This window comes from Bythopirellula sp. (assembly GCF_041737835.1).
Classification (GTDB): Bacteria; Planctomycetota; Planctomycetia; order Pirellulales; family Lacipirellulaceae; genus Bythopirellula.
The window spans coordinates 64,734-89,570 of the sequence record NZ_JBGSQY010000024.1; the positions used below are offsets into that span (position 1 = coordinate 64,734).

Consider the following 24,837-nt stretch of genomic DNA (forward strand, 5'->3'; position numbering starts at 1 on the left):
CTGTAGCCGCGCCGATTTGCGGCCATTTTCTCGATTGGTTCTTAAACTTCCAGCATCGATTCCCTGGGCACGACGCACAGGATCGACACCTTCTTTACAGCCCGTACAACCGGTTGTCTCACCTTGAATAGAGAAAGTTTCTAAAGTCGGACCCCCGTTTGAATCGAAACTATCCTTCGGAAGGATTGTTCTGGCTGAACGAAATACAATCAGCCAGTCAGAATGATCCACGCAGGGGGGAGCCTGCCAAATCCGGGATCATGTAATCGCGCAAGCGATTGCACCCACCTACCTTACGAGTAGCGGTACGCTCTCTCCACGCCAAGACATATTTGCCGCTCCAAAGGGAGCGCAAGTGTTGGAAGTTTTGCGCGATCGTAACGATTGGAATCACTGTTAACTACAGTCTCCAATTTAACGAATTTTGCCAATCTTCCAGTGCTTGCACTGCCGATGGAACACCATGGCGGAGAGGATCAGAAGGACCTGAGCCAACCCTACATGCGATTTTAGTATCCCGACCCAGGTGTGCACAGAACACCGTACTGGCCGAAGGGAAGCCGACGCCAGGCTGTTGCACGCAAACGGGATGCGCGGCTATCGGGCAAGTGCCCATAGCGCGACAAGATGCGTTAACGCGAGACTATATTGGAGTACCCGTGATGAAGGTCTTTACAACTGGTCAGGTCGCCAAGATCTGCAAAGTGGCCCCGCGCACGGTCAGCAAATGGTTTGACTCAGGGCGATTAAAGGGCTATCGAATCCCCGGTTCCCAGGACCGTCGGATTCCCCGTGAATACTTGATCCGCTTCCTCAAAGAGCATGGCATGCCTTTGGGCGATCTCGAAGACGAAGCGATGGCCAAGGTTCTGATTGTCGCCCAGGACCAAGTGCTGATCGAAAACCTAAAGCGTGAACTGCCTGTGGAACGAGCTTTCCGCACCTCCACCGCCGCGAGCGGTTTCGAGGCCGGCATCCAAGCCGAAAGCTTCCACCCCGACTGCATCATCGTCGATTTCTCGATTGGTCAGCTCGAGGCCCTGCAGATTTGCCAAAACTTGCGTCGCTCAAGCGACTTTGCTGAAACCATTCTGATTGCCTTGTTGCCCGATGACGGCACCACGGCAAGCTTCGACCGCTCAAGCATTAATGAGACGTTCAAGAAGCCTTTCGATGCCGCCCTGTTGGCCGAAAGACTCCGCACGCTCATCGGTGCCAAGAAAGAGTTGGTCTAAGAAATCAATTGCTTCCCAGATCAACCGGTCCCTCGCGGCCGGTTGATCTATTTATGTCACACATCCGCTCAAGCGGTTCATATAGCAAGATAGGGGCTGTTGAACGATTCAACTGCCGGGCGACGGAAAACTCCCGTTAAAGTCGTCCTCCCCGCACATAAGCCTCGCCACTGGAAACGGTGGCGAGGTTTTTTTGTTGCGCGAATTCATGTTGAAAGTCCCTAGCCGGAGCACAACGTGCTCCGGGTAATGCCAAGAATCTTATCCCGGACCGCGTTGCGGCTCCGGCTAACGCAGATGTGACTTCTCTCTAGGACCGCGTTACAATATCAGCATGAGCACATCCATCGAAAATCTCGTCACGCTCACCGAACTCTCTACCGATCTGGAAGCCGCGATGATTATCGCGGCCTTGGAACGCGAAGGGATTGAAGCCTTCATGAAAGGCGAATACACCGCAGGCTTCCGGGCTGAGGCCCCCAGTTGGCCCAAAGTCGAAGTCAGAGAATCGGACTACGAGCGCGCAAGAGCGATTCTCGACGCGATGAATCCACATCATGACGAGACACCTGTCGACGAAAGCGAAGTCACCACCGATTCGCCATTCCGAAAATTTATCCTCAGACTGGCTGCCATTGGCTTGGTGATCACGATTGGCTGGTACGGCATCTCACTTATTCTGACACTTTTACAAATACTCTCTTCTCTTGCGTACTCACTGGCCTAAGCCATGACTGACCTAACCCACTTCGATGAAACGGGCGCGAGCCGGATGGTCGATGTCGGCGAAAAACCTGTCACCAAACGCATTGCGCGAGCTAGTGGGCTGATTCGCATGCAGCCCGCCACGCGGCAACTGATCACGGATAAAAAATTATCCAAGGGCGATGTGCTCGAAGTTGCTCGGCTGGCCGGTATTATGGCGGCTAAGCGAACTGACGAACTCATTCCGCTCTGCCATTCGCTCCCCCTTGATGCCGTGCGTATCGATTTCAGTGAGAACGGCAACGACGCCCTAAAAATCGAAGCCACAGTCGAAGTGACCGCCAAAACAGGCGTCGAAATGGAAGCCCTCACGGCGGTGAGCGTCGCGGCGCTCACGATTTACGACATGTGCAAAGCCGTCGACCGCGCAATGCGGATCGAGCAAATCCAACTCGAAGAAAAATCCGGCGGTCGCAGCGGCCACTTCATACGTTAGCCGGCATCGTCCCGATGCCGTTCAAGATCGGCAGTGGGACACTGCCGGCTAACCGGGCTTTCGCTATAATGGCGACTCATGTCTCATCGCCTATCTCGGAGTTCCGCCATGCTTCGCTTCACTCTTTGTGCCTTTGTGTCCTTTGTGGTTTTAGCCTCAAGTCATGCCGCTGAGTTACCAACCTCAACCCCCGACGCCGAAGGCCTGTCGGCCGAGAAACTGGCCGAAGTCGGCAAGATCATGAACAAACAGATCGACGAGCACAAAATCGCTGGGGGGATCGTGCTCATCGCCAAGAACGGCAAGCTGGTCTTCCAAGAACCCTACGGCGTAATGGACCTCGAAACAAAAAAGCCCATTGCTCCCGACACGATCTTTCGCATCTACTCGATGAGCAAAGCCATCACGTCGGCCGCCGCGCTGATCTTGCACGATGAAGGCAAGCTCGATCTTGATGCGCCCGTATCAAAATACCTGCCCGAATTTGCCGAGCTCCAAGTCTTCGACGGCGACAACGTCCGTCCCGTCGAGCGTGAGATGACCGTAAAACAGCTCTTCACGCACACCTCGGGGATCGTCTACGGCGCACCAGGGGGTAGTCCCACGGAAAGCTTGTTCGAAGTCACCGACGCGCTCGATTTCAATTCCGACCTGGAGTTGATGACCAAAAAACTTGGCCAGATCCCACTGCCTTTTGAACCGGGTACCAAATGGCAGTACGGAGCGGGGATCGACGTGCTCGGTCGCGTTGTGGAAGTGGCTTCCGGACAGCCGCTCGATGAATTTTTTGAGGAGCGGATCTTCAAACCCTTGGGAATAACCGACACCGGGTTCTATGTCCCAGAGGACAAACGCGAACGCTTCGCCACGAATTACTATGCCGACGGCAAGGGCCGCATGATTATTAAAGACGATCCCCAACGGAGCGGCTACCTTCACAAGCCCGGGCTCTTGTCCGGAGGTGGCGGCCTCGTGGGAACGGCTTCCGACTACATGCGGTTCCTGATGATGATTGCCGGCGACGGCGAATTCCACGGCCAGCGAATCCTCAAACCCGAAACGGTCGAACTCATGCGGACCGACCAAGTCCCCAAGCTCGCCGGTTGGGTCAAATTTGGCGAAGAAGAACGCACGGGAGTCGGCTACGGCTTGGGCTTCTCGGTGACGACTGAAGCTCACAAATCGAACGCCCACGCCAAGAAAAATGAATACGGCTGGGGCGGCGCGGCGAGCACCCACTATTGGCTCTCCCCCGATGATGACCTCATCGTGGTGACGATGGAACAGCGCGTGCCGTATTCCCCGGAGACGGAGGAGAAACTCAAACCGGTGATTTATGGGGCGGTGGAAGAGTAGATACGTACGATTTATTTCAAGTGTTAGCCGGCAGTGTCCCACTGCCGATAGTTCCTATTGCGGCACAACCACTACTCGGCATCGGGACGATACCGGCTAACGAGTGCCGATGTCGCTGGCAATCGCTTCCGCGTTTACTTCCCCCGTGATATCCACAAACCGGCATTCGCACAAACTGCGGAACCAAGTTCCCTGCCGTTTCGCAAATCGCCGTGTGCGGGTTTTGATCTTCGCCACCATCGCATCGTAATCGCCGCCGCTGAGGTACTCGATCACTTCCTGGTATCCCACGGCTTGGCTTGCCGTGCGGCCGAGTTGTTTACCCTCGGCGACGAGTTGCTTGACTTCATCAACCAGCCCGCGCTCGAACATTTGCTCCACACGGGCGTTGATCCGTTCATGCTGTTCTTCCCGTGGTCGACGCAGGACGAAGACTTTGCAATTCTCGGCCGGCGTTCCTTCTTCAAAGTGCATTTGCTGGTGACTGATCGGCGACCCCGTCGTGCGGAAGACTTCGAGGGCGCGAATCAAACGCCGTGTGTCGTTGGGGTGGATCTGCGACGCGGCCAGCGGATCAAGTTGCTCCAGCCGTTCGTAAAGCGCCGCGTTGCCCACTTCTGCGACCTCAGCGGCAATTTCTTCACGCATCTGCCAATCGGCGGGGGGCCCTGACGACATTCCGCGCAGTAAGGCTTTGAGGTAAAGCGGTGTACCTCCCACGAACAAGACTTCGTGGCCACGCCCCTTAATCTCAGCAATGGCGGCGTGTGCAGCATCCAGATAGCGCTCGATGCTGAATTCTTCGTCGGGGTCGACGATGTCAATCAGATGGTGCGGCACCTGGGCCTGCTCGTCGTTGGTCGGCTTGGCCGTGCCGATATCCATCCCGCGATAGATCGCCATCGAATCAAGCGAGATAATTTCGGCACCGAGTCGACGAGCCAACGCCAAACCGACCTGCGACTTACCGACGGCGGTGGCCCCGGTGAGAAACCAACAATCGAGAGTGGGCTGAGCTTCGTTCACTAGTTTCTCCGACCTTCTTCAACAAATCAGGGAGCTTACGCACCCCGCTCGCCCTAGCGATTGCCACACTGTAAATCCCTGCCTAAACTGGAGGATTACCTCGCCCTTACCAGCCCATTGTGATAAGTGAACCTTCGCAAGGGAAGCCACACTTATGTCCGATCACCCACGCACACTCGACTTGCTCGAACAAACGATCGTCGCGCGCAAAGGGGCTTCGGGCGAAACATCGTACACGGCCAAGCTGCTGGCCGGCGGTGCGAACAAGATCGGTGGTAAGATTATTGAAGAAGCGGCCGAGGTTGTCGAAGCGGCGAGCGAAGAGGGTGAGGAAGGCCGACAACACACCATCCGTGAGGCAGGCGATGTGATTTACCACTTGATGGTGCTGCTCGCCAGCCGCGACATAGAACTCGCCGAAGTGGAAGCCGAACTCGCTCGCCGATTCGGTGTCTCGGGTTTAGAAGAAAAAGCCAACAGAAATACTTAGCCGCTGATGAACGCTAATAGACGCTGATAAAAGAATATCAGCATTTTTTCATTTAGCGTTTATCAGCGTGAATTAGCGGTTTAGTTATGACTGAAAATTTACGTATCGGTGTTCCCAGCAAAGGCCGTTTGGCTGAAGTCTCGACGGCGTTGCTTCTTGAAGCGGGGCTACGCTTTCGCCGACAGGATCGCAGCTTGTTCGCGCGCGTCAAGGAAATGCCGATCGACATTACTTTCCTGCGGACCGACGACATCCCCGTGCTCTGCGCCGAAGGGGCTATCGATTTGGGCATCACCGGTGCTGATCTGGTAGCCGAAAGTGGCGTTGAGTTGGTGGAACGACTCAACCTGGGCGTCGGCAACTGTCGCTTGGCCGTCTGCGTGCCGGAAGATGGCGCGATCAAAACGCCGACGGATCTTGCCAATCAACGTGTAGCGACCAGCTTTCCCAACGTCACCAAGGGCTATCTCGCCAAGTTTGGGGTCACCGCCCACACGGTCAAGCTGACCGGCTCAGTGGAAGTGATGATCGCCTTAGGCATTGCCGACGCAATTGTCGATCTCGTGGAAACCGGCAGCACGCTCGCCGCCAATCGTTTGCGAATTCTCGACGAAATCGGCACGTACGAAACAGTGCTGATTCAGAATCCCAAAACCGCACACCAGGCACTGTGCGACCGCGTTGTGCGACGCCTCGAAGGTGTGGTCATCGCCCGGGCGTATTCTCTGCTGGAATACAATGTCCCCGCCGCCAAGCTGGCCGACGCCGAAAAGATCACGCCGGGTTACAATTCCCCGACGGTCAACCAACTCGAAGATAAGAATTGGTGCGCCGTACGAGCGATGGTCAAACGCAACGAAGTGATCGGCATCATGGAACAGCTCGAATCACTCGGCGCCACGGCGATTTTGGAGACATCCATTGCGAATTGCCGGCTGTAGCCGCTTGCGGCTTAGCGCTAAACACCGCTAAGCCGCAAGCGCATCACTCATAAAACGCCACGCTCGCAAAACTCACGCACGACGTGCGATCCCCGGCCACGGCTTGGTCATATTTCAGTAGCTCGCCACGTTTGGGCTTAACTGTTTCCAAGAGCGTGTACATCGGTGCGAGCCCGCAGATGCGATTGGCATCCCCTTGTTCGGATACGTGCTCAAACCAAGCTTGCGCGTCGCCCGCACACGCTTTGACCAACAAATTTTGATCGTCGGTCCACTGAATCTTGAGACGCTCGTCATCCAATAACTCGGGATCACCAAACTGCTGCCCGATGTGGGCCATGTCGACGCCGCCGACGAAACAAACGTCTTCGCCCGTCGCAGTCGCTGTCTCACGAAGCGCTTCGATAAACTCCGCCACGACGGGCGATTCCTTGGGCAATTTGCCATGTTGCACAAAGGGATGAAACGAGCCCACCAGAATCGGCACGATCTTATAGTCCCGCCGTCCACCGAGCACATATTGCAGCATGAGAGCTTGAAACTCGATGGAGTGCTCATGCCGATGGGGCAGTTCGTCGCGAAAAATCTTGTCGGGATTGCCCAACCGCTTGGCCAAATCGTCAATAAACTGGCGGTCCGTCACGGCCGTGCCCAACGGCGTGTCAAAATCTTTTTGCGAAACGCTGTAAAAACTCTTTAGCGGTGTGTGGGCCGTTCCCAAAATCACAAACAATTTGGCAGGCGAGTCGGTCACAACGCGGTCATAAGCCCACGCAAAACTAGAACCGCCGCGATGGAAATCAATGTGAGGGCTCATCACGCCACAGAGTTTTGACTCAACCGACAATCCCCCTCTTCGGTATTCCGAGGAGGGGCTAGGGGAGGAGCCTTTGAGACCTTCCCACGGCAACAATCCCGGCCCACCCTCACGGGTGAAGAGATCACCGAGCTGTGCTTTCAAACCCGCGGGTTCACCGAAATATGCACCCCCCGCATGCGCGGCGGGTCGTACGTCAAGTTCGAGATAATCTTCCTCGGAGCGCATCTCGTAAGTAGCGAACCGCAAGCTGTCGAGAAAATACAATTCATCCAGCTGCGCGACCAGTTTCTCGATTTCGGCCACGTCGATTCTCTGCTCAACAGTCCGCTGAAACTCCGCCCGGATTTCGTCATGGGTTCGCCGCCCATTCATCAACGACACCAAAATCGCTGCCGCGGGTGGCAGCACGACCGTTTTGGCCAAGCCACTCGGATCACGTAGCACGTAGTCGCCGTCCGACCCATGCGGAAACATTTCAAGTGGACGAATGCGGGGCTTGGCGGGAATAGCATTCACTGCGAATTACTCACCGAGAATCTTTACAAGAATCCGTTTCTTACGACGGCCGTCAAATTCATAGTAGAAGATGTGCTCCCACGGGCCAAGGTGCAGTCGGCCCTTGGTGATCGCCACCACCACCTCGCGGCCCATGATCTGGCGTTTGTGGTGGGCGTCGGCGTTATCTTCCCCCGTACGATTGTGGTGATACCGCTGCGGCGAAGGATCGAACGGGGCAAGCTCTTCCAGCCATTTGTCGTAGTCGCGATGCAAGCCGCTTTCATTGTCGTTGATGAAGACACTCGCAGTGATGTGCATGGCGTTCACCAGCACGAGCCCTTCCTGCACGCCGCTCTCGGCGACTAACCGTACAATGTCGTCGTGGATCGAGATAATGGCCCGTCGCTCGGGAACATTCATCCACAATTCTTGCGTCAATGTTTTCATCGCCGACAGCTCCTCTAAACACCATTGTGCTTCAAAACGGAGAGACTGTCATCGGGGCGAATACGGGCGGTTCTAGAAGGGGGTTCGATGAAACCCTCAGGTTACCAACATGAGAATTGTCGTTGCCAGGAAAGCGTTAGCCTTCTTTATTACCAACGAAAGCAAAGATGCCGCCGATCGCCGCGATGATTACGCCCACCCATTTCAGGGCATTGCCAGTGTTGGCCGGCCTATCACGGGCAGACTCGAATTCGGCATAAAGGGCGTCGTGCTCCTTCTTGACCTCTTCCAATTTCGCCTTGATCTCGGCGGGATTCTCGCCGCGCTGCATGCTCGGATTGGCCTGCGCTTCGGCCAACTTGAAGCCCAAACCTTTGAGTTGAGTTCCCAGTTCGGTGAGCTGAGTATTTTTTTCAGGTGACCAACCAGATTGCGGAGGGAAAAGAGTCCCCCATAGCAGCCCCATGACTAATAGCAACACGCCTAAAATGACACAGGCAACGGGAATGATTGCTTTCATGGCGGCTTTTGATACTTCCTATTCTGTCAAAGTCAGGCCGTCATGAACACAGGCCAAACTGCCATAAGTAACGGGATCGATATCGTTACCGATCCAACGGACGCTGCCGTCGACATGTGAATTATTCACGCCGCCTGGATGTTGGCTACGGGCAGTGGCAATTGTTTCGCCAGTGGCTTTACAGGGCATCCTGTCCAATCGAGAGTTAATAGCTGTAGTGTTGGCGTCACAGACGAACAAGTCGTCAGCAAGATCTGCTCCGATCGAATTACGTTCCGAATTGGGCGTAAGGACATAATCTCTGTATGTAGGATTCGGTTGGTATTCAGGGGGTGTTGCTATCTGGCAAATCCGAGTCAACACGTTAGCGCCGTGCATGTCGAGGGCGAGTATGTTGGCACCTGGCCAAGCCAGGGCCCACACTCCACGAACATCGAGGACATCGTCACGGGTTCGCACTTCTGACAACATGAGCGAGTTACTGGTGCCATCGGTGATCCGAGCCAATGGATGCGGCTCATGAATTAAGGCGCCTCTCGCGAGAGGAGTACATTCAATATGTTCAGGAGCCGTATAGGCGGCATAGTTTCCTTTTGCATAAGCCCGCGGGCCAGCAAACAGACCTTGTTGAAAAAACCGGCCACGCGCTTCATCGGAGGGACACAAAATAAAATCAATTTGCGCCGACTGGGGCCCTCGCGTAGTATCAGTCGCCGTTTCCTGGTTGGTTTGCGTCGAAACGTTGGCCTTCATATCAAATTGGTCATAAAGTTGGGCCTGTTCGATGAACGGCAAGATACGAACGATCCAACTAAGGCGTGTCACCATCACGCCTCCCATATTTCCTCCATTCTGAATGTTACCTAGCGAAAGGCTTTTGCCATTGGTGGAAATCGCATCCATTGACTGAGGCAAGGCCTTGCGCTGATTCTCGTAGTTCAGAACAGCCAGCGCTAAGTTGTGAAGCTGACTTTGGCATTGGCTCCGCCTAGCTGCTTCGCGCGCCGCTTAGATAGCTGGTAGCAGCAACGCCACCAACACGCCAATGATGGCGATCACCACTAACAGTTCAACCAACGTAAATCCACGGTTTACCTTCGGCATATGCCAACCCCTTCGGCGATTCGTCATTTCCATAGATTTGCCAAACCTGTTTCGATTGAACCTATCCATAAATGAATTCTGCTTGAAATATAAGACTTTCACAATCCAAATAACGCGCAAGTTATTCTGCCCAGAGCGCAGGTCAAAGAGAATTTTCTGAGTTTGCGTTCCGGAGTGCCACGGGTGGCCCGCCGCTGCGGATTCAAAGCAACTTGTCCACCCGTGCTTCGAGGACACTGCTGGACAAGCCAGCAGTGGCACCCAAGCTAACACGACAAAATTTGAATAGGCTCCATAACCCTTGCCCATTAACTCGATCAGTACGTCATTGGTCCTTCAAGCAAAACAACAGGAACCTGTACAAGCCAAGTTCCTGTTGTCCCATGTTTAACTCAAATTCTACGAGGAACGCCTTAGTCTCGCTTACGGGCCAAACACGCGCTGGTCGCGCACAAGACAACGAGCGCTACACCACTCGGCTCGGGGACGGTCACAACGGACACATTGTCAACTAAACCAAACAGGAGCGAGCGGACATCTGCAATAGTTGAAGCTGTATTGTTAATGTCAGACTGCCCTAGAAAAAAATTGCTGCCACCAAGGGGATTCGCCAGGACAGATGCATCAACGGTTCCCAGCAAAACTCCGTCCATTGTCCATGAAACACTATTGCCAAGTTTTTTTATGATCACATCACGCCAAGCAAAGCCAGTTGCTCCTACAACTGTGCTGCCTGTTTGCGAAGCGAATAAAGCTGCCTGAGCTGCCGGCGGCGAATCACCACCAAATCCGGCATAATATATGTGGGGATGATTTCTTGAGTCATCAGCTTCGGGGTCGACGATGGCGGAAGCAGCATACAGTGCGCTGCCATTAGGTGCCAAAGGTCCATTGGGATAGATCACATAGTCCGTGCTAGCTCCTGCTTCACCCGTTGTACCAAAGACAATGCTGTCTCGGGAATTAAACCACTGGGCAGACGTCCCTGCAGTGCCCCAACCATAGGTTGTGAGTTGCGTTGATCCGCTACCACCCGCTGGCAAAGGACCGGGAGCGTTCAGCCAAACACTCATGCGTATTCTAAAATCTCCCGTTAGCGACAAACCAATCGGCGAGACGCTCACACCGCCATTGGTTTCGGTAGCATTATTGGCATTGAGATAATTTGCTTCGAGCTTAAGTCCGCGAGTAGTCCCACCCGAGCCAGGGGCCGAGGGAATTCCTACGGCACTGTAATCGTAGGAAAACGTGGCAGCATGATTGCCAGTGGAGACATTGACGTTATATCCGGCACTCGTGTCGGTCTCGAAATCATCGCTAAACAGGATCGTGGCCGATGCCCTGCTACTGAGGGTACTAGCCACCAACACGGCGACTAGGATCCCAAAATTTCGCTTCATGAGCTTGTCCTTTCTTCGATTGTCAACTGATGCACACCAAGGATTGGTAATTACAACCGCCCATTCTTGCTCAACTCTGAATTCTCTTCGCTAGGATTTCCGTACCCGGCAAAACGCCAGGACCGAACACGCTCCCCAAATCAAAAGGCCTGCCGCAGGCTCGGGTACGGAAGCTATCGCGCTCAAAGCACCGCCGTTATAAGCCGTTTGCCAGGCTGCCAAATCGCTGGAACTAAAGGGAACTGGTGAGAGCCCTCGCTGCCAGGCAAGGAAGTCACGGCCATCGACATCGCCATCTTCATCGAAGTCGCCCGGCAAAATCGCCAAGCCTTCGTACTGCTGGAAAATGGGAGGGCTGGCGTTAACATTCACGCCGCTAGCGGCTGGTTCACGGAAGCCGACATAAAACGTCCCCACCATGTCGGGCGTGATCGTATGATTAAAGACCTGATCATTAAAACGCGCCTCGACCTCACCGGTGGCTTCATCGTAGTCGATGGCCAAGCGATGCCAATCCGACGGACTTGCTGCGAGATCAATCGTTTGCAACACGGTCCAATCGGCGCCACCCGGCTTGCTGTCACCGCCGTCGTTAAAATCGATCAGGAACAGCTTCTTGTAGTTAAGCGTATCTTCTTTAATGAAGACCCAGCCTACGCCCGTATTGCCGTTGGACGTTTCCGCAACGGTTGTCAGCACACCCTCGGGGTCAGGCGTTCCATACAAAGCATCGGTCGTGCCGATACCATAGGTGGTCGTTTCCACTTGCTTAGCAGTACCCGTCGCGCCGTTGTTGATCGTGTCAAGGAACGCCAGAATGTCGTAGCTGGTCACCAACGAATTGGAAGCCACCATATTACCGCCACCGGTTTCATCCCAGGCCACGATGGCTTTCCCACCTTGTGGAGAGGGTGTCGTCGCATGCTTGATCGGGCCACCCACGATGGTCGGATCGACGGCACGCGGTGCAACGAAGGAATAACTAAAACCCGGGACAGGTGCGCTTTGTGCCAGCGCATCAACATTCGGGGCCACGAAGGCTCCGATCTCCGGCAAGTTGTTCGAGGCGCCAGGTGTCTGTGGAATCACGCCGAAATCACGACCGTTCTTATTGGTGTCTTCACCATTGCGATATCGGCCGTACGACTGGGGCGTCTCGACGGTCGTCACCAATTGCGACCAACCACCACCTCCGATTTGGGTAAGCTGCTCAGGGGTCACAAAATCGTATTGGGGATCAAACGTGAGCTGCACGCCTAAAGCATCCACCAGCTCATTGGCCGGATTTCGGATTTCATAAAGGTTGTTGTCATTCACCAAGAAATCGCTCGTCGACGTATCAAAATCAATCAAAGAAGGATTGATCGAGCCCCCCGAATTGGCAATCACATAGTAGGGGTCACTTGCTAAGATCGTTCCGGAGAGAGGTATCGACAAAAGCGTGCTGCTGTCGTCGAGATCGATCACATTGAGGGTCCAACCATTAAGATCTACATTCGAGCCACTGCCGTTGTAAATCTCGATAAACTCGCCCGTGTCAGCGACGTTGGAATTGCCATTGGTACGGTTATCTTGAACCAATTCGTTGATAACAAGTTGAGCACTGGCCAGGGATGTGCTCAGTACTAGGCACCTAAGACAAGGCTCGCATTAAGAACTCGACTGTTGACTATCCTCATGATGTGACTCCTAAGATTCATTGGAACAACTCCACACATGGAGAGAAATTGATCGGCATAGAGATTCTCTTGTGAGTTTGCAGCAACTCCCCAGGAGAAAATGAGTGAAAGGGAATGGATGCGAAAGCCTCTTCGCGCATTCTCTCTGTAGGTAAACGCTTTAAGAAAAGCATCTGCACCTCGCTCCTTGTCGGAGACCAGGCATCTGCGGCCAATGGCTTTGCCTCGCCCTAGCAGCAGACAAACGGATAAATTCGCGTCCACCTACGGCTTTGATATTAACAGGCCGCGCCGAGAGAATACACACTTCTAAGCGCAACTCTTTAGCGGTTTTGCGCAATGCCGTTTGTGTCCTCCGGCATCTTCAACGACAACAGTATGTAATGCCATGCTGCACGCTTCGAATCACTTGCTATCTCACCTGAGTTGAGGCATCCATGTTGTCGCGTCTCTCGCGGGTCCTATCACCCGTGTTTATCCTTGCCATTTTTGTTGTTCCTTCCCGAGCCGCCGTCACGCTCAATGGCAACATCGACTCCGGCTCACTCAAGAGCTATTCAGTCTCCGGCAACACGGTCAACATCGTGGGGCGCGATTCGTTCGCGGGCGGCGGCTTCAGTTTAGGCGACGAACATTGGCGCTGGCTCTACTTCAAAGCCAGCGGCGTGCTCGATCAGAATCTCACGTTCTCCGTCGCCGGGGAATTCGGCGGCGATGGTTCTTGCTGCGACGACACAAGCATCGAAACCGACCACGAACTTTACGACCACGAAATGGTTTATTCCTATGACGGTGAAAATTGGCAGTTCTTTCCTCATGCCAACAACACCCTGAGTTCCGCCAACGCCAATCCTGCCGACGATCGCTACACGTTCACGCTGAATGCCCCTTTCACACAAGATGAAGTCTATGTGGCGTACGCGCTCCCCTACACTTACAGCCGTAGCACGACTCATACGCAAACCGTACTGGCTTCGCCCTGGGCCGAGCCAACCGCAACGGGCAATGCCAATGGCGTGATCGGCCAAGCCCCGGGGGGCATGGATGAGTTAAATCGCTTGCAACCGGCACGCGATCTCTATGCCTATCGCATCACCAACCCCGCCACCGATTCGGCGACTCCCAAATACAAAGCAGCGTTTGCCACCGGGCAGCATGCCTCGGAAACGCTCGGCATTTATACTTATGAAGGCCTCGTGAATTGGCTGATCTCCGATGATCCGCGCGCCGCGGCGCTGCGCGATCAAGCTGAGTTTTTCGCCTATCCTACTTTGAATGCTTCGGGCCGCGCAGCGGGGCTCACGCGTGCCATGCTGCAAAATCCAAATAACGATCCGAATGGCTATTGGCGTCCTGGCCCGGTGAGCGGCAACGATTGGGACAGCCCCTTGCGCACCGAGCAAAAAATCAACGGCGAAGCAATGTATAACGATGTGCATGCCACGCCCGGTGATTCGCTCGATTTGTTTGTCGATTTCCATTCCTCTGTTCCCGACTACGCCATCGTCGGCCCCAACGGCGAGGGCTCTGAAAGTCCCTATGACGAATATGCGGGGCAGTATCGCGACGATTGGGGATATATTCGCTCCGGCTATACGGACAATGATTGGTGGCAATCCTTCCGTGCCCTGCAACCCAATATTTTGCAAGAGATCTCCGGCTCTGGCCCTTCAAGCCTGACACTCGCCGGTTACGGTTGGAACGACGTCTATGGCCTCAATGCCGACATGTCGGTCACGTTTGAAAACCAATTCGGCATTTCGCGACCGATCTCCTATTACCACGACCTCGGCAAGAACGCGGGTCTCGCGATGTACGAAGCTTGGATTCGCGTTGATAACCCACTCGAAGGTGACTTCGATGAAGATGGCGACGTCGACCAAGGTGATCTCATCGCTTGGCAACAAGGCTACGGCCTGACGACAGGTGCCGAGCACTACATGGGCGATGCCGACGGAGATGGCGACGTCGATGGCCGCGATTTTCTTGTCTGGCAACGACAAGTGAGCGGCAGTTTGGTGGCGAATTCGCTGAGCGTGCCCGAACCGGCGGCTGCGACACTCCTGCTGTTTGCGATACCGCTCTTATTGAAACGGCACTAAAAAGAAGTAAGCAGAAAGAAAGTAGCGGCGGAGGGATTCGAACCCCCGACACGCGGATTATGATTCCGCTGCTCTAACCAACTGAGCTACGCCGCCGCATGTTGATCGTTGCCGATCCAGCGATTTGAAGTTCTCGATTATCGTTCGTAAACTCTCCAAGGTAAAGGGGGTGGCAATCACGCAAAAAGCCACCGGAGAACCCCAGAGTTATTTTGAACGTATAGCCGGTTTCGCAAAATTTCTTTCGGAGATCGCACCATGAATTCTTCGCGACGCTCATTCCTTTCTACGGTTGCCGCGGGCACGGCTGTTCTAGCAAGCAATTCCCTCTTTGCTCAATCACCGGGGCCTGGTTCCGTCATGGCCACCGAAGGTAAACCCACCGGCAAACCGCTTCCCACGAATGCTCCCGGCGGCAAGCACTATCAACCACCTTATCGCTTCGGCTTAGGTGGGGTCGCCATCGGCAATGGTTTTGAACCAGTGAGCGACGAAACGGCCCAAGCCGCGCTGCAAGCTTCTTGGGATGCAGGCGTCCGTTATATCGACACGTCCCCGTTTTATGGGTTCGGACTGAGCGAACGCCGCGTCGGACATTTTTTGCATAATCACGATCCGAAGGACTATGTCCTCTCCACAAAGATCGGACGAATCTTCACCGCGACGAACACCCCCAACACGGCAACTCTTTGGAAAGATCCTTCGCCGTTCGAGTTTCGCTACGACTACACCGCCGACGGCGCACGACGTTCCATCGAAGACAGTTTGAACCGCCTTGGTGTTTCGCAAATCGATATCGTCTTCATCCACGATCTCTCGCCCGACAACGGCGACATGAAAGACGAGTGGGTCAAGCACTTCGAAGTCGCCGCCAAAGGTGCGATGCCCGAACTCACCCGCATGCGCGAAGAAGGCCTCATCAAAGCCTGGGGCTTGGGCGTGAATCGACCCGAGCCGGCGCTGCGAACCGTTGAAGTCGCTGATCCCGACATCTTTCTGTTAGCAACTCAGTATTCACTCCTCGATCATCAGGAAGCGCTCGACAATACGTTTCCCAAACTTGCGGAACACGACGTTTCGGTGGTTGTAGGTGCGCCGCTTAACGCTGGTTACCTGGCAGGCCGCGAGCGCTATCACTACGGCGGCACGATCCCCGATTGGGCACCCGCTAAACGTCAGCGCATCAGCGAGATCGCCGCCGAGCATGGCATCGACATCCGCACGGCAGCCTTGCAATTTGCCGCTGCACCGCCGATTGTGTCCGCCGTGATCCCCGGCGCACGCAACGCCGCACAAGCGAAGGCCAACGTCGAGTCGATGAGCATCGCGATTCCCAACGAATTTTGGACGAAGCTCAAAGCAGAAAAGCTGATTGCTCCCAATGCTCCCACCCCGCAAGCGAGTTGAGTTTAGCGCGACGATTTCATCCAATGAGCTAGCTACCATCTCTCAATCCATTGATAGCTACTACGGCATCTAAGAGCGACAAGGTTTGACCATCTTAACTAGCTTAAGTTCCCGCGCCGATTTTGCGCCCATTCGTGCCTTGCCAGCAATGCATCATTCTCCAGGGGCCTTGTCGGCAATGCCGATACTTTTCCCGATGCTCCGATTTTTCTCACTTTAACGTTTGTGAGACTCGCCATGTTTTCTTTCGCCCTGCGGCCGGTTCGCCAGCTCGCGCAAGCGCTGCTCGCCAACGATTCGCCTCGCCAAGTTGCTTGGGGCTTCGTGATCGGCATGTTGATCGGTTTGGTTCCCAAGGGCAACCTGACCGCCATTCTGCTCGGCATGCTGCTGTTCGGTCTGCGCGTGAATAAACCCGCGGGATTGATGGGCATCGGCGTATTCACCTATCTCGGTTTGTTCCTCGATTCATTCGCCCATCGCATCGGCTCGGCGGTGATCGCTTCGGAATCGTTTCGCACGTTTCATGCAGAACTCTACCAAGCGGCGATCAGCCCGCTTTTGGGTCTTAATAACACCGTGGTACTCGGCCAACTCCTGATCGGCATATATTTGATCTATCCGGTCTACGTGGTGTCCTATCGCTTCGCCGTCAAGGTGCAGGCCCCGCTCAGTGCTTGGCTGCTGCGGTACAAAGCGGTGCGCTGGATTCGTGGCGCCGAACTCGGTACGCAATGGGGGATGGAAAGTTGAACTTCATCCGTTGGAAATATCTCGTTCCTCGTTTGATCTTGCTGCTCGCTTGCGTGGCCAGCGTGCGATTCGGACTTGATCCGCTGCTGCACTCTCTGATCGTAACCAGCGGCGAATCCACCACCGGTGCCAAGGTCGAGCTCGCGTCCGTGGAAACATCGCTTTGGAATGGTCGCGTTGTGTTGCGTGATCTCCAAGTCGCGAACCCACAATCCCTGATGAGCAATTTGCTTGACGCCGAGCATGCCGAATTGCAACTCGACATGAACGCGCTCTTTCACAAGCGCGTGGTCATCAAGAATGGCGAGATCTCCGGTATTGAATTCAACACCGAGCGGACCGAATCCGGCGCGCTGGAAATTGTTATTGATGAAAACGCTGAACCTTCGGCCCTCGATCCGCTGATTGCCCAGGGAGCCGAGTGGGCCGGCGATTGGTTCGATGCGGCCAGCGAACGGCTGGATGCTGACTTCACCGACCAATTGCAAACACCGCAAGTCGCGCGGGCCCTCGAAGACCGCTGGCAGGGTCAGGGCGATGCCTTGCGCAAGCGTGTGGAAGAACTCAAAACTCGCGGCAAGCAACTCGAAGCCGAGTTCCGTGAAGTTAAAAGCAATCCATTGCGTGGCGTCGAAAAACTCCCGCAACTTCAAGCACAGCTCAAATTCGTACAGCTCGAATTGGTTTCGATCCAAGAGCAAATCAAAAAGCTCCCCGAACAAGTGAAAGCCGATCGCCAAGCCTTGACCGCTGCCCGTAAGGCCGACGAAGCTTTTATCAAAGAGCATCTCAAATTCGGCCGCCTCGATGGCGACAATCTCACGCAAGTGCTGCTTGGTCAGCCGGTCGCCGAAGGGACCCAGTCGGCGATCGATTGGATCGTGTGGGCGCGCAAGCGACTCCCCACGAACTCGACCAAGCAAATCGCCAAGCAGCGGAGCCGCGGCACCGACGTCACCTTTGGAATCGCGCAGCCCAAGTTCCACATCGAACGATTGGGCCTCTCGCTCACAGCTCCGATTTCGGGCGAGCCGATGCAGTTCGTCGGTTCGATCACCCACGTGAGCGATCAACCTCGCCTGCTTGCCGAGCCCGCGAAATTGCAACTCATGGCCACGGGCGTTGTCCCCGCGACCTTGGAAGTCGTTTCCGACCGGCGTGGCGACGTGCCTCGCGAAGAATTGTTCCTCACCTGCACGGCGATTCCCATGGCGGGCCAAACCTTGGGCAAGTCCGACAAGCTCGCACTCGAGCTTTCGCCCAGCACCGCGAACATTCGCGTGGAGCTAGTGCTCACCGGCGATGATCTCTCCGGCGAAATCTCGTTCACACAACCCAATTTCCGCGTCTCTCCGCTGGCCAATCCCAACAGCAGCCAAACACTCTTGGCGGCGTTGTCAGAAGCCTTCGGCAAAATCGACGGCGTCTCGGCCGAGATTCAACTCGCCGGCACGCTCAAACGGCCCCAGATCAAACTCACCTCACCAGTCGGCCAGCAACTCGCCGACGGCATCAGCACGGCCGTGATCAATCTCGCCAGCAAGAAGAGCGAAACGATGCTCGCCAACGTCTCGGCCCAGATGACCGAGCAACTCGCGAAGCTCGAATCGACCAAAACCAAACTGCAAGACGACCTCACAGCCAAGCTCGGCGAGAATCAACAACTGTTTGAATCGCTCGCCACATTCAGCACCGGCGACACTCGGCTCCCCGTGCCCCAACTCGGCTCGCTCGGCGGCAGTTTGCTGCGGAAGTAAGGCGTGACCTTGCCTATCTACTAATAGTTCTCCGCGCACTCGGTCGGTTTGGGGTAGCACTGACACTTAGTCCTACAGTTGCGCCGTATCGTGCAGACATTGCAGGACAAGTGTCAGTGCCGCTTGCGACGAGAGGTTATTTGCATCGACAACCTCTTGTGCTTCGCACACCGATCCGCCATAGCGGATCCGGCACAGTTAACAGATATGGAAAGCATTCTGCGGACAAAATGTCGGTGCTACCCGCTCATTAATTAAGAACGTCATGCAGAATTCGAGCAAGCACTGGCAAACCAGTTGCACTAAGCTCTAGAATTAGGCTGTCGATGCCGGACATGTCATCTTTTCTTATAGGAGTTCTCCGAGCATGAAAAACGACTACGTGCCATTTTCCGGTAAAAGTATATCAAGCTTTGTCGCCCTGCTTCTTTCCTTCAATGTTTGTATTGCAAGTGCGCAGTTAGTTAAAGAATCCGTTCCTAAGTCCGCAACCCTCCAAGCCATGCGTGAAGCGTGGGCCAAGCGGACGGGTACGTTAGATTCTTTGGCGATACATTTTGATATCGATGAGATCATCAAGGGCGTGGGAAAGAAAAAAGCCACACGCGGCGATGCCTTGTTTGCCGAGCCAAAGCCGGTCGAAGATTTGCACTCCAAGGTAGCTCTTGATTACTACTTTGAAAACGGAAAGATGGCGTTTAATCGCTATTCAAGTAAAGTGATGGATCTCAACGATCCAACAATCACACGGCCACAAAAAATTCAGTATTCATTCGAAGGTAGCAAGAATTGTTCTCTTTGTGTGGAGACCCTGCTGCCTATGGGTTCTATCGATGTAGAGGCGTCCCCATCGCAAGCGATTCTCACCAACCTGGACTATCTCGCAGTCAGTCTCTGGAGAGACCCGAAAACCGTGCTCGAGAAGATTGGTTACTCTTATGATGACATGGTCTTGGATGAAAAGAATGTCGTCCTAGACGGGATGCCGTGTAAAAGAGTTTCCATCCCGAGAAAGGGATCCAAAAGCATGATGTCGAAATTGGACGTCTCTGACGATGGCAATTTCCTACCTCTTCAATGGCAAACTTGGGTGAACGGGCGGTTGCAAACCAAGCTGACAGTAAAGTTCGTCAACGATAAACAATTGGGATCTCGCATCAGTGAATGGAGCTACATGGGACACGATTCCAAAGGAGTCGCAAATAAAACAAGAAGGGGTAAAGTTGATAGTTTCAAAGTCGGTGAAGATATTGTAGACAGCAAATTTGAAATCGATTTTCCTGCCGGTACACATGTCATCAAGACAGACGCAGGCAAAAGAACGTATTTCAAACAGAACGGTGACAAACTCGTTCCAATTGAAAAGAAAGACTTTGGTAAACTGCCCACACCTGACGGTTTATTTATGCATTCTCCCGGGTCCGAAGACTTACTTCCTGGGAAGCCCACGGCGTGAAACTTCCGTCATCGCAAGAGGATCGATAACTCTGATGTAGCCAAAAATCTCCGCGCCTCCGCGTGAAAATTCTTCCTTCAAGTGGCCAAAGATTTCCAGAGATTTGGCCACCCCAATTGGTTAAAATACACGCTCACCGTGAGCAACTCGTGTTCTTTGACAATTGAAACCGTTGAGTGAGTTTTGGAACAGACTGTTCGTGCGTTTTGTCCAAAAGTCGACTCGTTTTGGAACGTGCGAATTTTGCAAGGGCTTGAACGTTCAGCACTTGTGAAATCGCCAAGTGACAAAACCCAGGAGTTTCGGCGCGAATGTTGGAAACCCGGCGCACGTGACAAAAGTCAGGTTTGCGTGATCAGGGAGCTGCAAACCTCGCAAACCTGGCAAAGCTCGCAAACCTGAAGAACATGTAGGCCGGAACAAGCTCCGCGCAGTTCCGGCACAGAACACGTGTTAGGTGAGCCTTGCCGGAACTGCGCACCGCTTGTTCCGGCCTACACCTAACACATTTACAAGCCGTGTGGACAGTGGAGGCTAGATTCTTTGGTCGCTTACGCTAAATAAACCCCGACAAGTTGGAAGAGTTGGACAAGTTGGAAGTCTTGAAATGAGAAGCGGCTCAGACGCGATCAGTGCGCGAAGATTTCGCTGATCGCTTGGGCGATTTGCTGCGGGTGGTTGAGCATGTGAATGAAGCTCGTGGCCAGCAGCACGATGGCGAATAAAACGATGCCGAGCCAGCGGGGGTTGGAATCGACCGACAGGGTTTCGAGTTTTTCGCTGAGGATCGTGCCGAGTTGCCGCCAGGTGGCTAGGTTTTGCTTGCCGCCGCTCGCGACGAGCGACACGTTGCGCATGATCTCGAATGTTTCGAGGTGAAGCTGAATACCAACCGTCGGCATCGCGAGGCTGTCCCCAGCCCAGCGGGCTTGGGGGTCGAGACTGCGGGCCGCTTCGGCGAGCACGGGACGAAGTTCCTCGCTGCTGATGTTGTAAATCACCAGCCTGGGGCGCGCGATCAGCACCGTGAGCCAAATGCACAGCCAGTACAACATCAATAAGAAGAACCAGACGTAACTCCCAAATTCAGCGGATGCCGCTTCGGGACGGAAGAGTTCGATAGGACCGATGAAGACAATCCCCGACATCGCGGCACCAAGCGTCGCGAGGTCCGCACCACCGGAGGTGAGAAATGGTTTCCGCCGCGCGTTCAAAATGCCGAGCAGCAGGCAGTATGAAGCCAGAGGCAGAAACGCAATGGTCAGTCGCAAAGGATCGGGGAGCATCCCGCTATGCTACCCCGAGCGGACGGATGGGAACAGGGTCACTGGGGAGACTCTTCGGCCGAACGAAGCCATTCAAGCATGACCGTGCCGACTTTGCCGAGAGAGTCCGCCGAACAGCGGCCGGGAGAATCGTTGGTCGTATGCCAATAACTATTGAACTGATCAGGATAATGAAAGTCGATGACGTCGATCGTGGGGATCCCGGCAATCCGGTACAGCGGCAGGTGGTCGTCGCTCACTTCATAGCCGACGCGAGGAATGAATTCGTGAATCCCCAGCCGCGCGGCAGTGCCCCAAATCCCTTGAACAATCGGGCGCGTCTCTTTCCAGCCGACGCTGTGGCGTTCTTGGAAGATGCTGAGCTTGGCGTCGCCGACCATATCGAGCAGCACGCCCGCGATGTATTCGTAGTCGCGATTCCCTTTGGCATATTCGCGGGCAAAGTGCTCGCTGCCAAGAAAGTAGGTTCCGCGCCGCCCATACACAAGTTCCTCGGCATCGAAGAACACGAAGTCGAGCCCATAGCGGTCGGGCAAATCCTTGACATGGTTGGCGAGTTCCATCAGCACGGCCACGCCACTGGCCCCGTCGTTAGCACCCAGAAACACGCCTTGCTGACGACGGCGAGGATCGGTTTCTTCTTCGGGAAGCGGACGAGTGTCGTAATGGGCACACATGAGAATGCGTTCTTTGCGCTCGGGAAAGAATCGCACAATGATGTTGGTCATCGGCACAACTTCGCCGGTGAGCGGATGCTTGGCTTCAAAACGCTGGAACTCAACGTCGTAGCCAAGTTCCTTGAAATGCTTCACCAGGAATTCCTGTTGAAGTTGCATCCCCTTGCTGCCACTCATGCGATTGCCAAAGGAACAGATTTCACGCAAGTAGCCGTAAGCCTGCTGGCCGTCGAACGCCGAGGGGGAAGTTTGCGCAAACGCTTGCCCAACAGCGAGAGCATAGAGCACAACAAGACAGCCAAGGTGAGGAGTGCGATTCATGGCTGAATTATAGGTCGCAGCCGGGAAGCGGGGGAGATGAGCTTCCTGAGCCGCAAATCACCGAAGGAAATAAACAGGAGAACCCGTGACTTGAATCGTTGCACCGGCCTGAGCCGAAAGCGGGTTGCCGCCAATGTCGGTCACTTGGCGGTAGCAGTCGGGAACAGTCGTGGTCGCCGGAGTGAGTGAATACGCGAGACTGCAACGCTCGAAGTGATACCAGATCACTTGATCGTGCTCTTCGCGTTGCAAAAAGCGGTCGCTCCCCACGGTGTTATGGAAATGAACGAGTGCCGACCATGCGGGGCGAAGTTGCAAGCCGCCGACGTCGTCCAGCACGCCGTAGCCACGTGCCGCGAGCCGCCACCACCAGACACGTTCGCTCATGCCCGAGCAGAGCGAGATCAGTCCGAAACGAACCATGAACGAGGCGTAATCATCCAACGAAACATGCAGCGGGCTTTCGCGATAGTTGACCTTCGTATAAGCCCCCGCGATGGGCGAGTATTCCTTTGTGCCTTGGATCGGCCAATTGGTTTCGGTGATGTAGAAACGTTTGTCACCCCAGTTGGCGCCGATCGCGCGACCGAGCGTGCATTTTTCCAGAAGCGAGAACTTGCCCTGGAAATTTTCGGGCTGGCCGCGACGGTCGACATAGAGATGACACGAAATGCCATCCACGAGCGACGACATTTTGTTTAGTAGCGGAGGGTAGTAGAAGTATTCAAAATCGTTGACCGCCGGACCCAGGAAAGTCAGGTGCGGGTATTTGTTGCGTATCTCGGCGAGATCATCGAAGCTCGCCAAGGTTTCCTTGAGATTCCAATGACCCCATTTGACGCGATTGACCGCATGGCCAAATTCGACGAAACGAACCTTGTCGTGAAGTCGAGACAAGGTGTCGTTTGTAAATTCCCGCCAGGTCTCTGGTTTGACGATGGCTTGGCGAGATTGAACGAGTCCCAACGAAACTTCGTGGCCACGTTCACGGAGTTGTTTAATGGCAGCTTCACAGGCGTTAAGTCCGGCGGCGCCTTTGTGGAGATAGCACCGCACCAGTAGGGGCATGCCGGGGAGTTGCGAGACAAGCTTCAATTGTTCGGGAAAGTCCTCGTTGACTTCGATGGCCATGCCAAAGCGTTGCCGCATGTCGACGGGCTGCGAGAAAACGGTCGGCGACAACTGGCGATAGTGATTGCGGATCGTGCGAGCATTGCTGAGCGAACTCCAAGCGACGTTGAGCCAATCAGCCGAACGGCGGAAGCGATGGCGGTCTTTGGAATTGAAGACTACGGCCGGTTGGCCTGACTTCTCGTCCCAGAGCCAAAAATCGCGTTCCGCGGGTTTGCCCGTGGAGACAACTTTCTGAGTGCGGCTTGCCCGATATTCGCGAATGGGATGGCGGTATTTACGGGTTCGATTATGAAATGATATCCGCGACCGATACCACTTCTCCCAGCGTTTAAATTCTCGCGGGAGATCGTGGTTCTCGAAATACATGTGGTAAAAGATTGTGAGATAATGCGATGGGATCTCAAGCTTGGCTAGATCACGAGCCCGATGGCGGAGCGTCACATTATCGAGCAAGCGGCCACGATTCAGATCGATGAAGGTGGGTTGATCCCAACCGTCGGCGGCTGTGCGCTGGAACAGAAAGTTTTGCCCGCCGAGGTCATAGTGGATGTATCCGCTGTCGTGCATGCGGCGAATGGAGTTGGCCGCGAACTGGAGCAGATTGAGGTACGTTGTGCTGTCGGGATTCTCCGCGAGAAGTCGATTGGTTTCGGAGAAGAGGTCCGTCGAACCGCTGACGAACGAGGTCAGCAAGTAACTTTCGGCGAGTTGATGCCCCTGCCAGCGTTCGAAATAGCCCAGCGGCTCGGCGTTGCTAACTTGGTTCTCGAACAAATGCGCTGCGTAGCGATGTGCTCGTGCCGCCTTGCTGCCATAGGAGCGGTAATGAATCGATCGTAACGCGGAAGGTGTTTTGAACGCTTTGAGACAAAACCCGTTGGGATAGAGTTTCAACGGATCGTCGAGACGATAGATGCGGTTTCGTACTCGATAGATCAAAGCATCGGAATGGTTCTCGAGATCAGCCGTCAGCGATTCGAGCCACTGATTGAACTCGGGAATGCATAAGCGTTTCGAGAGTTCACCCGAAAAGCGAGTTTGTCGATCGAGTTTCTCGAATCCGAAAAGCGAATGATTCGCTTGTGCCTCTTCGCCGGGAAGATAGAGCTTGAGCTGCCGTGGCTCGAGGTAGCTATGCGATTGAAGTTTGGCGGCAGGCAGGCTCATGCGACGTTGGCTTTCGTGATAGCGAACCGCTGAAGTAATACTCAATCTCAATTCAGGGGG

The 24,837-nt window shown here is 54.6% G+C and carries 21 protein-coding genes, 1 tRNA gene and 1 pseudogene; 11 read left to right on the forward strand and 12 right to left on the reverse strand.

Going from position 1 to position 24,837, the window contains the following annotated elements:
• Nucleotides 1-662: 662 nt before the first annotated feature.
• The 4 genes from AC6T8Q_RS07665 to AC6T8Q_RS07680 all read left to right on the forward strand — a co-directional run bounded on the left by AC6T8Q_RS07665 (nt 663) and on the right by AC6T8Q_RS07680 (nt 3,792).
• On the forward strand, nt 663-1,235 hold the full coding sequence (locus tag AC6T8Q_RS07665) for a helix-turn-helix domain-containing protein (protein WP_496919828.1): 573 nt from the start codon (nt 663-665) through the stop codon (nt 1,233-1,235).
• Between the two features lie 334 nt (nt 1,236-1,569).
• Complete coding sequence (locus AC6T8Q_RS07670) at nt 1,570-1,962, forward strand: putative signal transducing protein (RefSeq protein ID WP_500678509.1); 393 nt, start codon at nt 1,570-1,572, stop codon at nt 1,960-1,962.
• 3 nt (nt 1,963-1,965) lie between these two features.
• A complete protein-coding gene (moaC, locus tag AC6T8Q_RS07675; RefSeq protein ID WP_500678510.1) occupies nt 1,966-2,436 on the forward strand; it encodes a cyclic pyranopterin monophosphate synthase MoaC in 471 nt (156 codons plus the stop codon).
• A gap of 108 nt (nt 2,437-2,544) precedes the next feature.
• Nucleotides 2,545-3,792 (forward strand): serine hydrolase domain-containing protein, encoded by a 1,248-nt coding sequence (locus AC6T8Q_RS07680; RefSeq protein WP_500678511.1) that lies wholly within the window; start codon nt 2,545-2,547, stop codon nt 3,790-3,792.
• A gap of 96 nt (nt 3,793-3,888) precedes the next feature.
• Here the strand turns inward: AC6T8Q_RS07680 and miaA are convergent, their stop codons facing one another.
• Entirely contained in the window at nt 3,889-4,818 is a 930-nt protein-coding gene (gene miaA, locus AC6T8Q_RS07685) for a tRNA (adenosine(37)-N6)-dimethylallyltransferase MiaA (RefSeq protein WP_500678512.1), read from the reverse strand.
• Between the two features lie 154 nt (nt 4,819-4,972).
• Between miaA and AC6T8Q_RS07690 the strand changes: the two genes are divergently transcribed.
• Both AC6T8Q_RS07690 and hisG read left to right on the forward strand, forming a co-directional pair.
• The gene (locus AC6T8Q_RS07690) at nt 4,973-5,308 is read left to right on the forward strand and encodes a phosphoribosyl-ATP diphosphatase (RefSeq protein ID WP_500678513.1); all 336 of its coding nucleotides are present in this window, start codon (nt 4,973-4,975) and stop codon (nt 5,306-5,308) included.
• Between the two features lie 86 nt (nt 5,309-5,394).
• Nucleotides 5,395-6,249: an ATP phosphoribosyltransferase gene (hisG, locus tag AC6T8Q_RS07695; protein ID WP_500678514.1), complete on the forward strand. Its 855-nt coding sequence runs from the start codon at nt 5,395-5,397 to the stop codon at nt 6,247-6,249.
• Nucleotides 6,250-6,292: 43 nt separating this feature from the next.
• Here hisG and amrB read toward each other — a convergent pair whose 3' ends face one another.
• From amrB to AC6T8Q_RS07730, 7 genes and pseudogenes are all read right to left on the reverse strand, one after another.
• Complete coding sequence (gene amrB / locus AC6T8Q_RS07700; protein WP_500678515.1) at nt 6,293-7,585, reverse strand: AmmeMemoRadiSam system protein B; 1,293 nt, start codon at nt 7,583-7,585, stop codon at nt 6,293-6,295.
• 6 nt (nt 7,586-7,591) lie between these two features.
• A complete protein-coding gene (locus tag AC6T8Q_RS07705) occupies nt 7,592-8,014 on the reverse strand; it encodes a secondary thiamine-phosphate synthase enzyme YjbQ (RefSeq protein ID WP_500678516.1) in 423 nt (140 codons plus the stop codon).
• Nucleotides 8,015-8,150: 136 nt separating this feature from the next.
• Complete coding sequence (locus AC6T8Q_RS07710) at nt 8,151-8,534, reverse strand: hypothetical protein (RefSeq protein WP_500678517.1); 384 nt, start codon at nt 8,532-8,534, stop codon at nt 8,151-8,153.
• A gap of 18 nt (nt 8,535-8,552) precedes the next feature.
• Nucleotides 8,553-9,530 (reverse strand): annotated as a pseudogene (locus tag AC6T8Q_RS07715) (DUF1559 family PulG-like putative transporter); the annotation flags it as partial.
• 12 nt (nt 9,531-9,542) lie between these two features.
• Complete coding sequence (locus AC6T8Q_RS07720) at nt 9,543-9,638, reverse strand: type IV pilin protein (RefSeq protein ID WP_500678518.1); 96 nt, start codon at nt 9,636-9,638, stop codon at nt 9,543-9,545.
• Between the two features lie 413 nt (nt 9,639-10,051).
• Nucleotides 10,052-11,038, reverse strand: a complete 987-nt coding sequence (locus tag AC6T8Q_RS07725; RefSeq protein WP_500678519.1) for a hypothetical protein — start codon at nt 11,036-11,038, stop codon at nt 10,052-10,054.
• 90 nt (nt 11,039-11,128) lie between these two features.
• Nucleotides 11,129-12,661, reverse strand: a complete 1,533-nt coding sequence (locus AC6T8Q_RS07730; RefSeq protein ID WP_500678562.1) for a lamin tail domain-containing protein — start codon at nt 12,659-12,661, stop codon at nt 11,129-11,131.
• 493 nt (nt 12,662-13,154) lie between these two features.
• On the opposite strand from AC6T8Q_RS07730, the gene AC6T8Q_RS07735 reads away from it, so the two are divergent.
• Nucleotides 13,155-14,819, forward strand: coding sequence for a M14 family zinc carboxypeptidase (locus AC6T8Q_RS07735; RefSeq protein ID WP_500678520.1), 1,665 nt, complete (start codon nt 13,155-13,157; stop codon nt 14,817-14,819).
• A gap of 22 nt (nt 14,820-14,841) precedes the next feature.
• On the opposite strand, the gene AC6T8Q_RS07740 is transcribed toward AC6T8Q_RS07735, so the two are convergent.
• Nucleotides 14,842-14,915: transfer RNA gene (locus AC6T8Q_RS07740), tRNA-Met, on the reverse strand.
• Nucleotides 14,916-15,077: 162 nt separating this feature from the next.
• Between AC6T8Q_RS07740 and AC6T8Q_RS07745 the strand changes: the two genes are divergently transcribed.
• The 4 genes from AC6T8Q_RS07745 to AC6T8Q_RS07760 all read left to right on the forward strand — a co-directional run bounded on the left by AC6T8Q_RS07745 (nt 15,078) and on the right by AC6T8Q_RS07760 (nt 20,192).
• Complete coding sequence (locus AC6T8Q_RS07745; RefSeq protein WP_500678521.1) at nt 15,078-16,226, forward strand: aldo/keto reductase; 1,149 nt, start codon at nt 15,078-15,080, stop codon at nt 16,224-16,226.
• A 237-nt stretch (nt 16,227-16,463) separates the two neighbouring features.
• A complete protein-coding gene (locus AC6T8Q_RS07750; RefSeq protein WP_500678522.1) occupies nt 16,464-16,979 on the forward strand; it encodes a TIGR03546 family protein in 516 nt (171 codons plus the stop codon).
• Nucleotides 16,976-18,736: a TIGR03545 family protein gene (locus AC6T8Q_RS07755; protein ID WP_500678523.1), complete on the forward strand. Its 1,761-nt coding sequence runs from the start codon at nt 16,976-16,978 to the stop codon at nt 18,734-18,736. Before AC6T8Q_RS07750 ends, AC6T8Q_RS07755 begins: the two co-directional genes overlap by 4 nt.
• 367 nt (nt 18,737-19,103) lie before the next feature.
• Complete coding sequence (locus AC6T8Q_RS07760; protein WP_500678524.1) at nt 19,104-20,192, forward strand: hypothetical protein; 1,089 nt, start codon at nt 19,104-19,106, stop codon at nt 20,190-20,192.
• 629 nt (nt 20,193-20,821) lie between these two features.
• Here AC6T8Q_RS07760 and AC6T8Q_RS07765 read toward each other — a convergent pair.
• The 3 genes from AC6T8Q_RS07765 to AC6T8Q_RS07775 are packed head-to-tail and all read right to left on the reverse strand — an operon-like array spanning nt 20,822 to nt 24,822.
• Nucleotides 20,822-21,478: a hypothetical protein gene (locus AC6T8Q_RS07765; protein WP_500678525.1), complete on the reverse strand. Its 657-nt coding sequence runs from the start codon at nt 21,476-21,478 to the stop codon at nt 20,822-20,824.
• A 38-nt stretch (nt 21,479-21,516) separates the two neighbouring features.
• Nucleotides 21,517-22,476 carry a M28 family peptidase gene (locus tag AC6T8Q_RS07770; RefSeq protein ID WP_500678526.1) on the reverse strand — a complete coding sequence of 320 codons (960 nt, stop codon included), beginning with the start codon at nt 22,474-22,476 and terminating at the stop codon, nt 21,517-21,519.
• A 57-nt stretch (nt 22,477-22,533) separates the two neighbouring features.
• Nucleotides 22,534-24,822 carry a lipopolysaccharide kinase InaA family protein gene (locus tag AC6T8Q_RS07775; protein WP_500678527.1) on the reverse strand — a complete coding sequence of 763 codons (2,289 nt, stop codon included), beginning with the start codon at nt 24,820-24,822 and terminating at the stop codon, nt 22,534-22,536.
• Nucleotides 24,823-24,837 lie beyond the last annotated feature (15 nt).

Excerpts from the sequence above, each read along its gene's own strand:
- AC6T8Q_RS07665 (WP_496919828.1), top strand. The coding sequence starts at position 663 with ATGAAGGTCTTTACAACTGGTCAGGTCGCCAAGATCTGCAAAGTGGCC.
- AC6T8Q_RS07745 (WP_500678521.1), top strand. The coding sequence starts at position 15,078 with ATGAATTCTTCGCGACGCTCATTCCTTTCTACGGTTGCCGCGGGCACG.
- AC6T8Q_RS07690 (WP_500678513.1), top strand. The coding sequence starts at position 4,973 with ATGTCCGATCACCCACGCACACTCGACTTGCTCGAACAAACGATCGTC.
- AC6T8Q_RS07760 (WP_500678524.1), top strand. The coding sequence starts at position 19,104 with ATGAAAAACGACTACGTGCCATTTTCCGGTAAAAGTATATCAAGCTTT.
- AC6T8Q_RS07735 (WP_500678520.1), top strand. The coding sequence starts at position 13,155 with ATGTTGTCGCGTCTCTCGCGGGTCCTATCACCCGTGTTTATCCTTGCC.
- AC6T8Q_RS07680 (WP_500678511.1), top strand. The coding sequence starts at position 2,545 with ATGCTTCGCTTCACTCTTTGTGCCTTTGTGTCCTTTGTGGTTTTAGCC.
- AC6T8Q_RS07710 (WP_500678517.1), bottom strand. The coding sequence starts at position 8,534 with ATGAAAGCAATCATTCCCGTTGCCTGTGTCATTTTAGGCGTGTTGCTA.
- hisG (WP_500678514.1), top strand. The coding sequence starts at position 5,395 with ATGACTGAAAATTTACGTATCGGTGTTCCCAGCAAAGGCCGTTTGGCT.
- AC6T8Q_RS07720 (WP_500678518.1), bottom strand. The coding sequence starts at position 9,638 with ATGCCGAAGGTAAACCGTGGATTTACGTTGGTTGAACTGTTAGTGGTG.
- moaC (WP_500678510.1), top strand. The coding sequence starts at position 1,966 with ATGACTGACCTAACCCACTTCGATGAAACGGGCGCGAGCCGGATGGTC.
- AC6T8Q_RS07670 (WP_500678509.1), top strand. The coding sequence starts at position 1,570 with ATGAGCACATCCATCGAAAATCTCGTCACGCTCACCGAACTCTCTACC.
- AC6T8Q_RS07750 (WP_500678522.1), top strand. The coding sequence starts at position 16,464 with ATGTTTTCTTTCGCCCTGCGGCCGGTTCGCCAGCTCGCGCAAGCGCTG.
- AC6T8Q_RS07705 (WP_500678516.1), bottom strand. The coding sequence starts at position 8,014 with ATGAAAACATTGACGCAAGAATTGTGGATGAATGTTCCCGAGCGACGG.
- AC6T8Q_RS07765 (WP_500678525.1), bottom strand. The coding sequence starts at position 21,478 with ATGCTCCCCGATCCTTTGCGACTGACCATTGCGTTTCTGCCTCTGGCT.
- AC6T8Q_RS07770 (WP_500678526.1), bottom strand. The coding sequence starts at position 22,476 with ATGAATCGCACTCCTCACCTTGGCTGTCTTGTTGTGCTCTATGCTCTC.
- AC6T8Q_RS07725 (WP_500678519.1), bottom strand. The coding sequence starts at position 11,038 with ATGAAGCGAAATTTTGGGATCCTAGTCGCCGTGTTGGTGGCTAGTACC.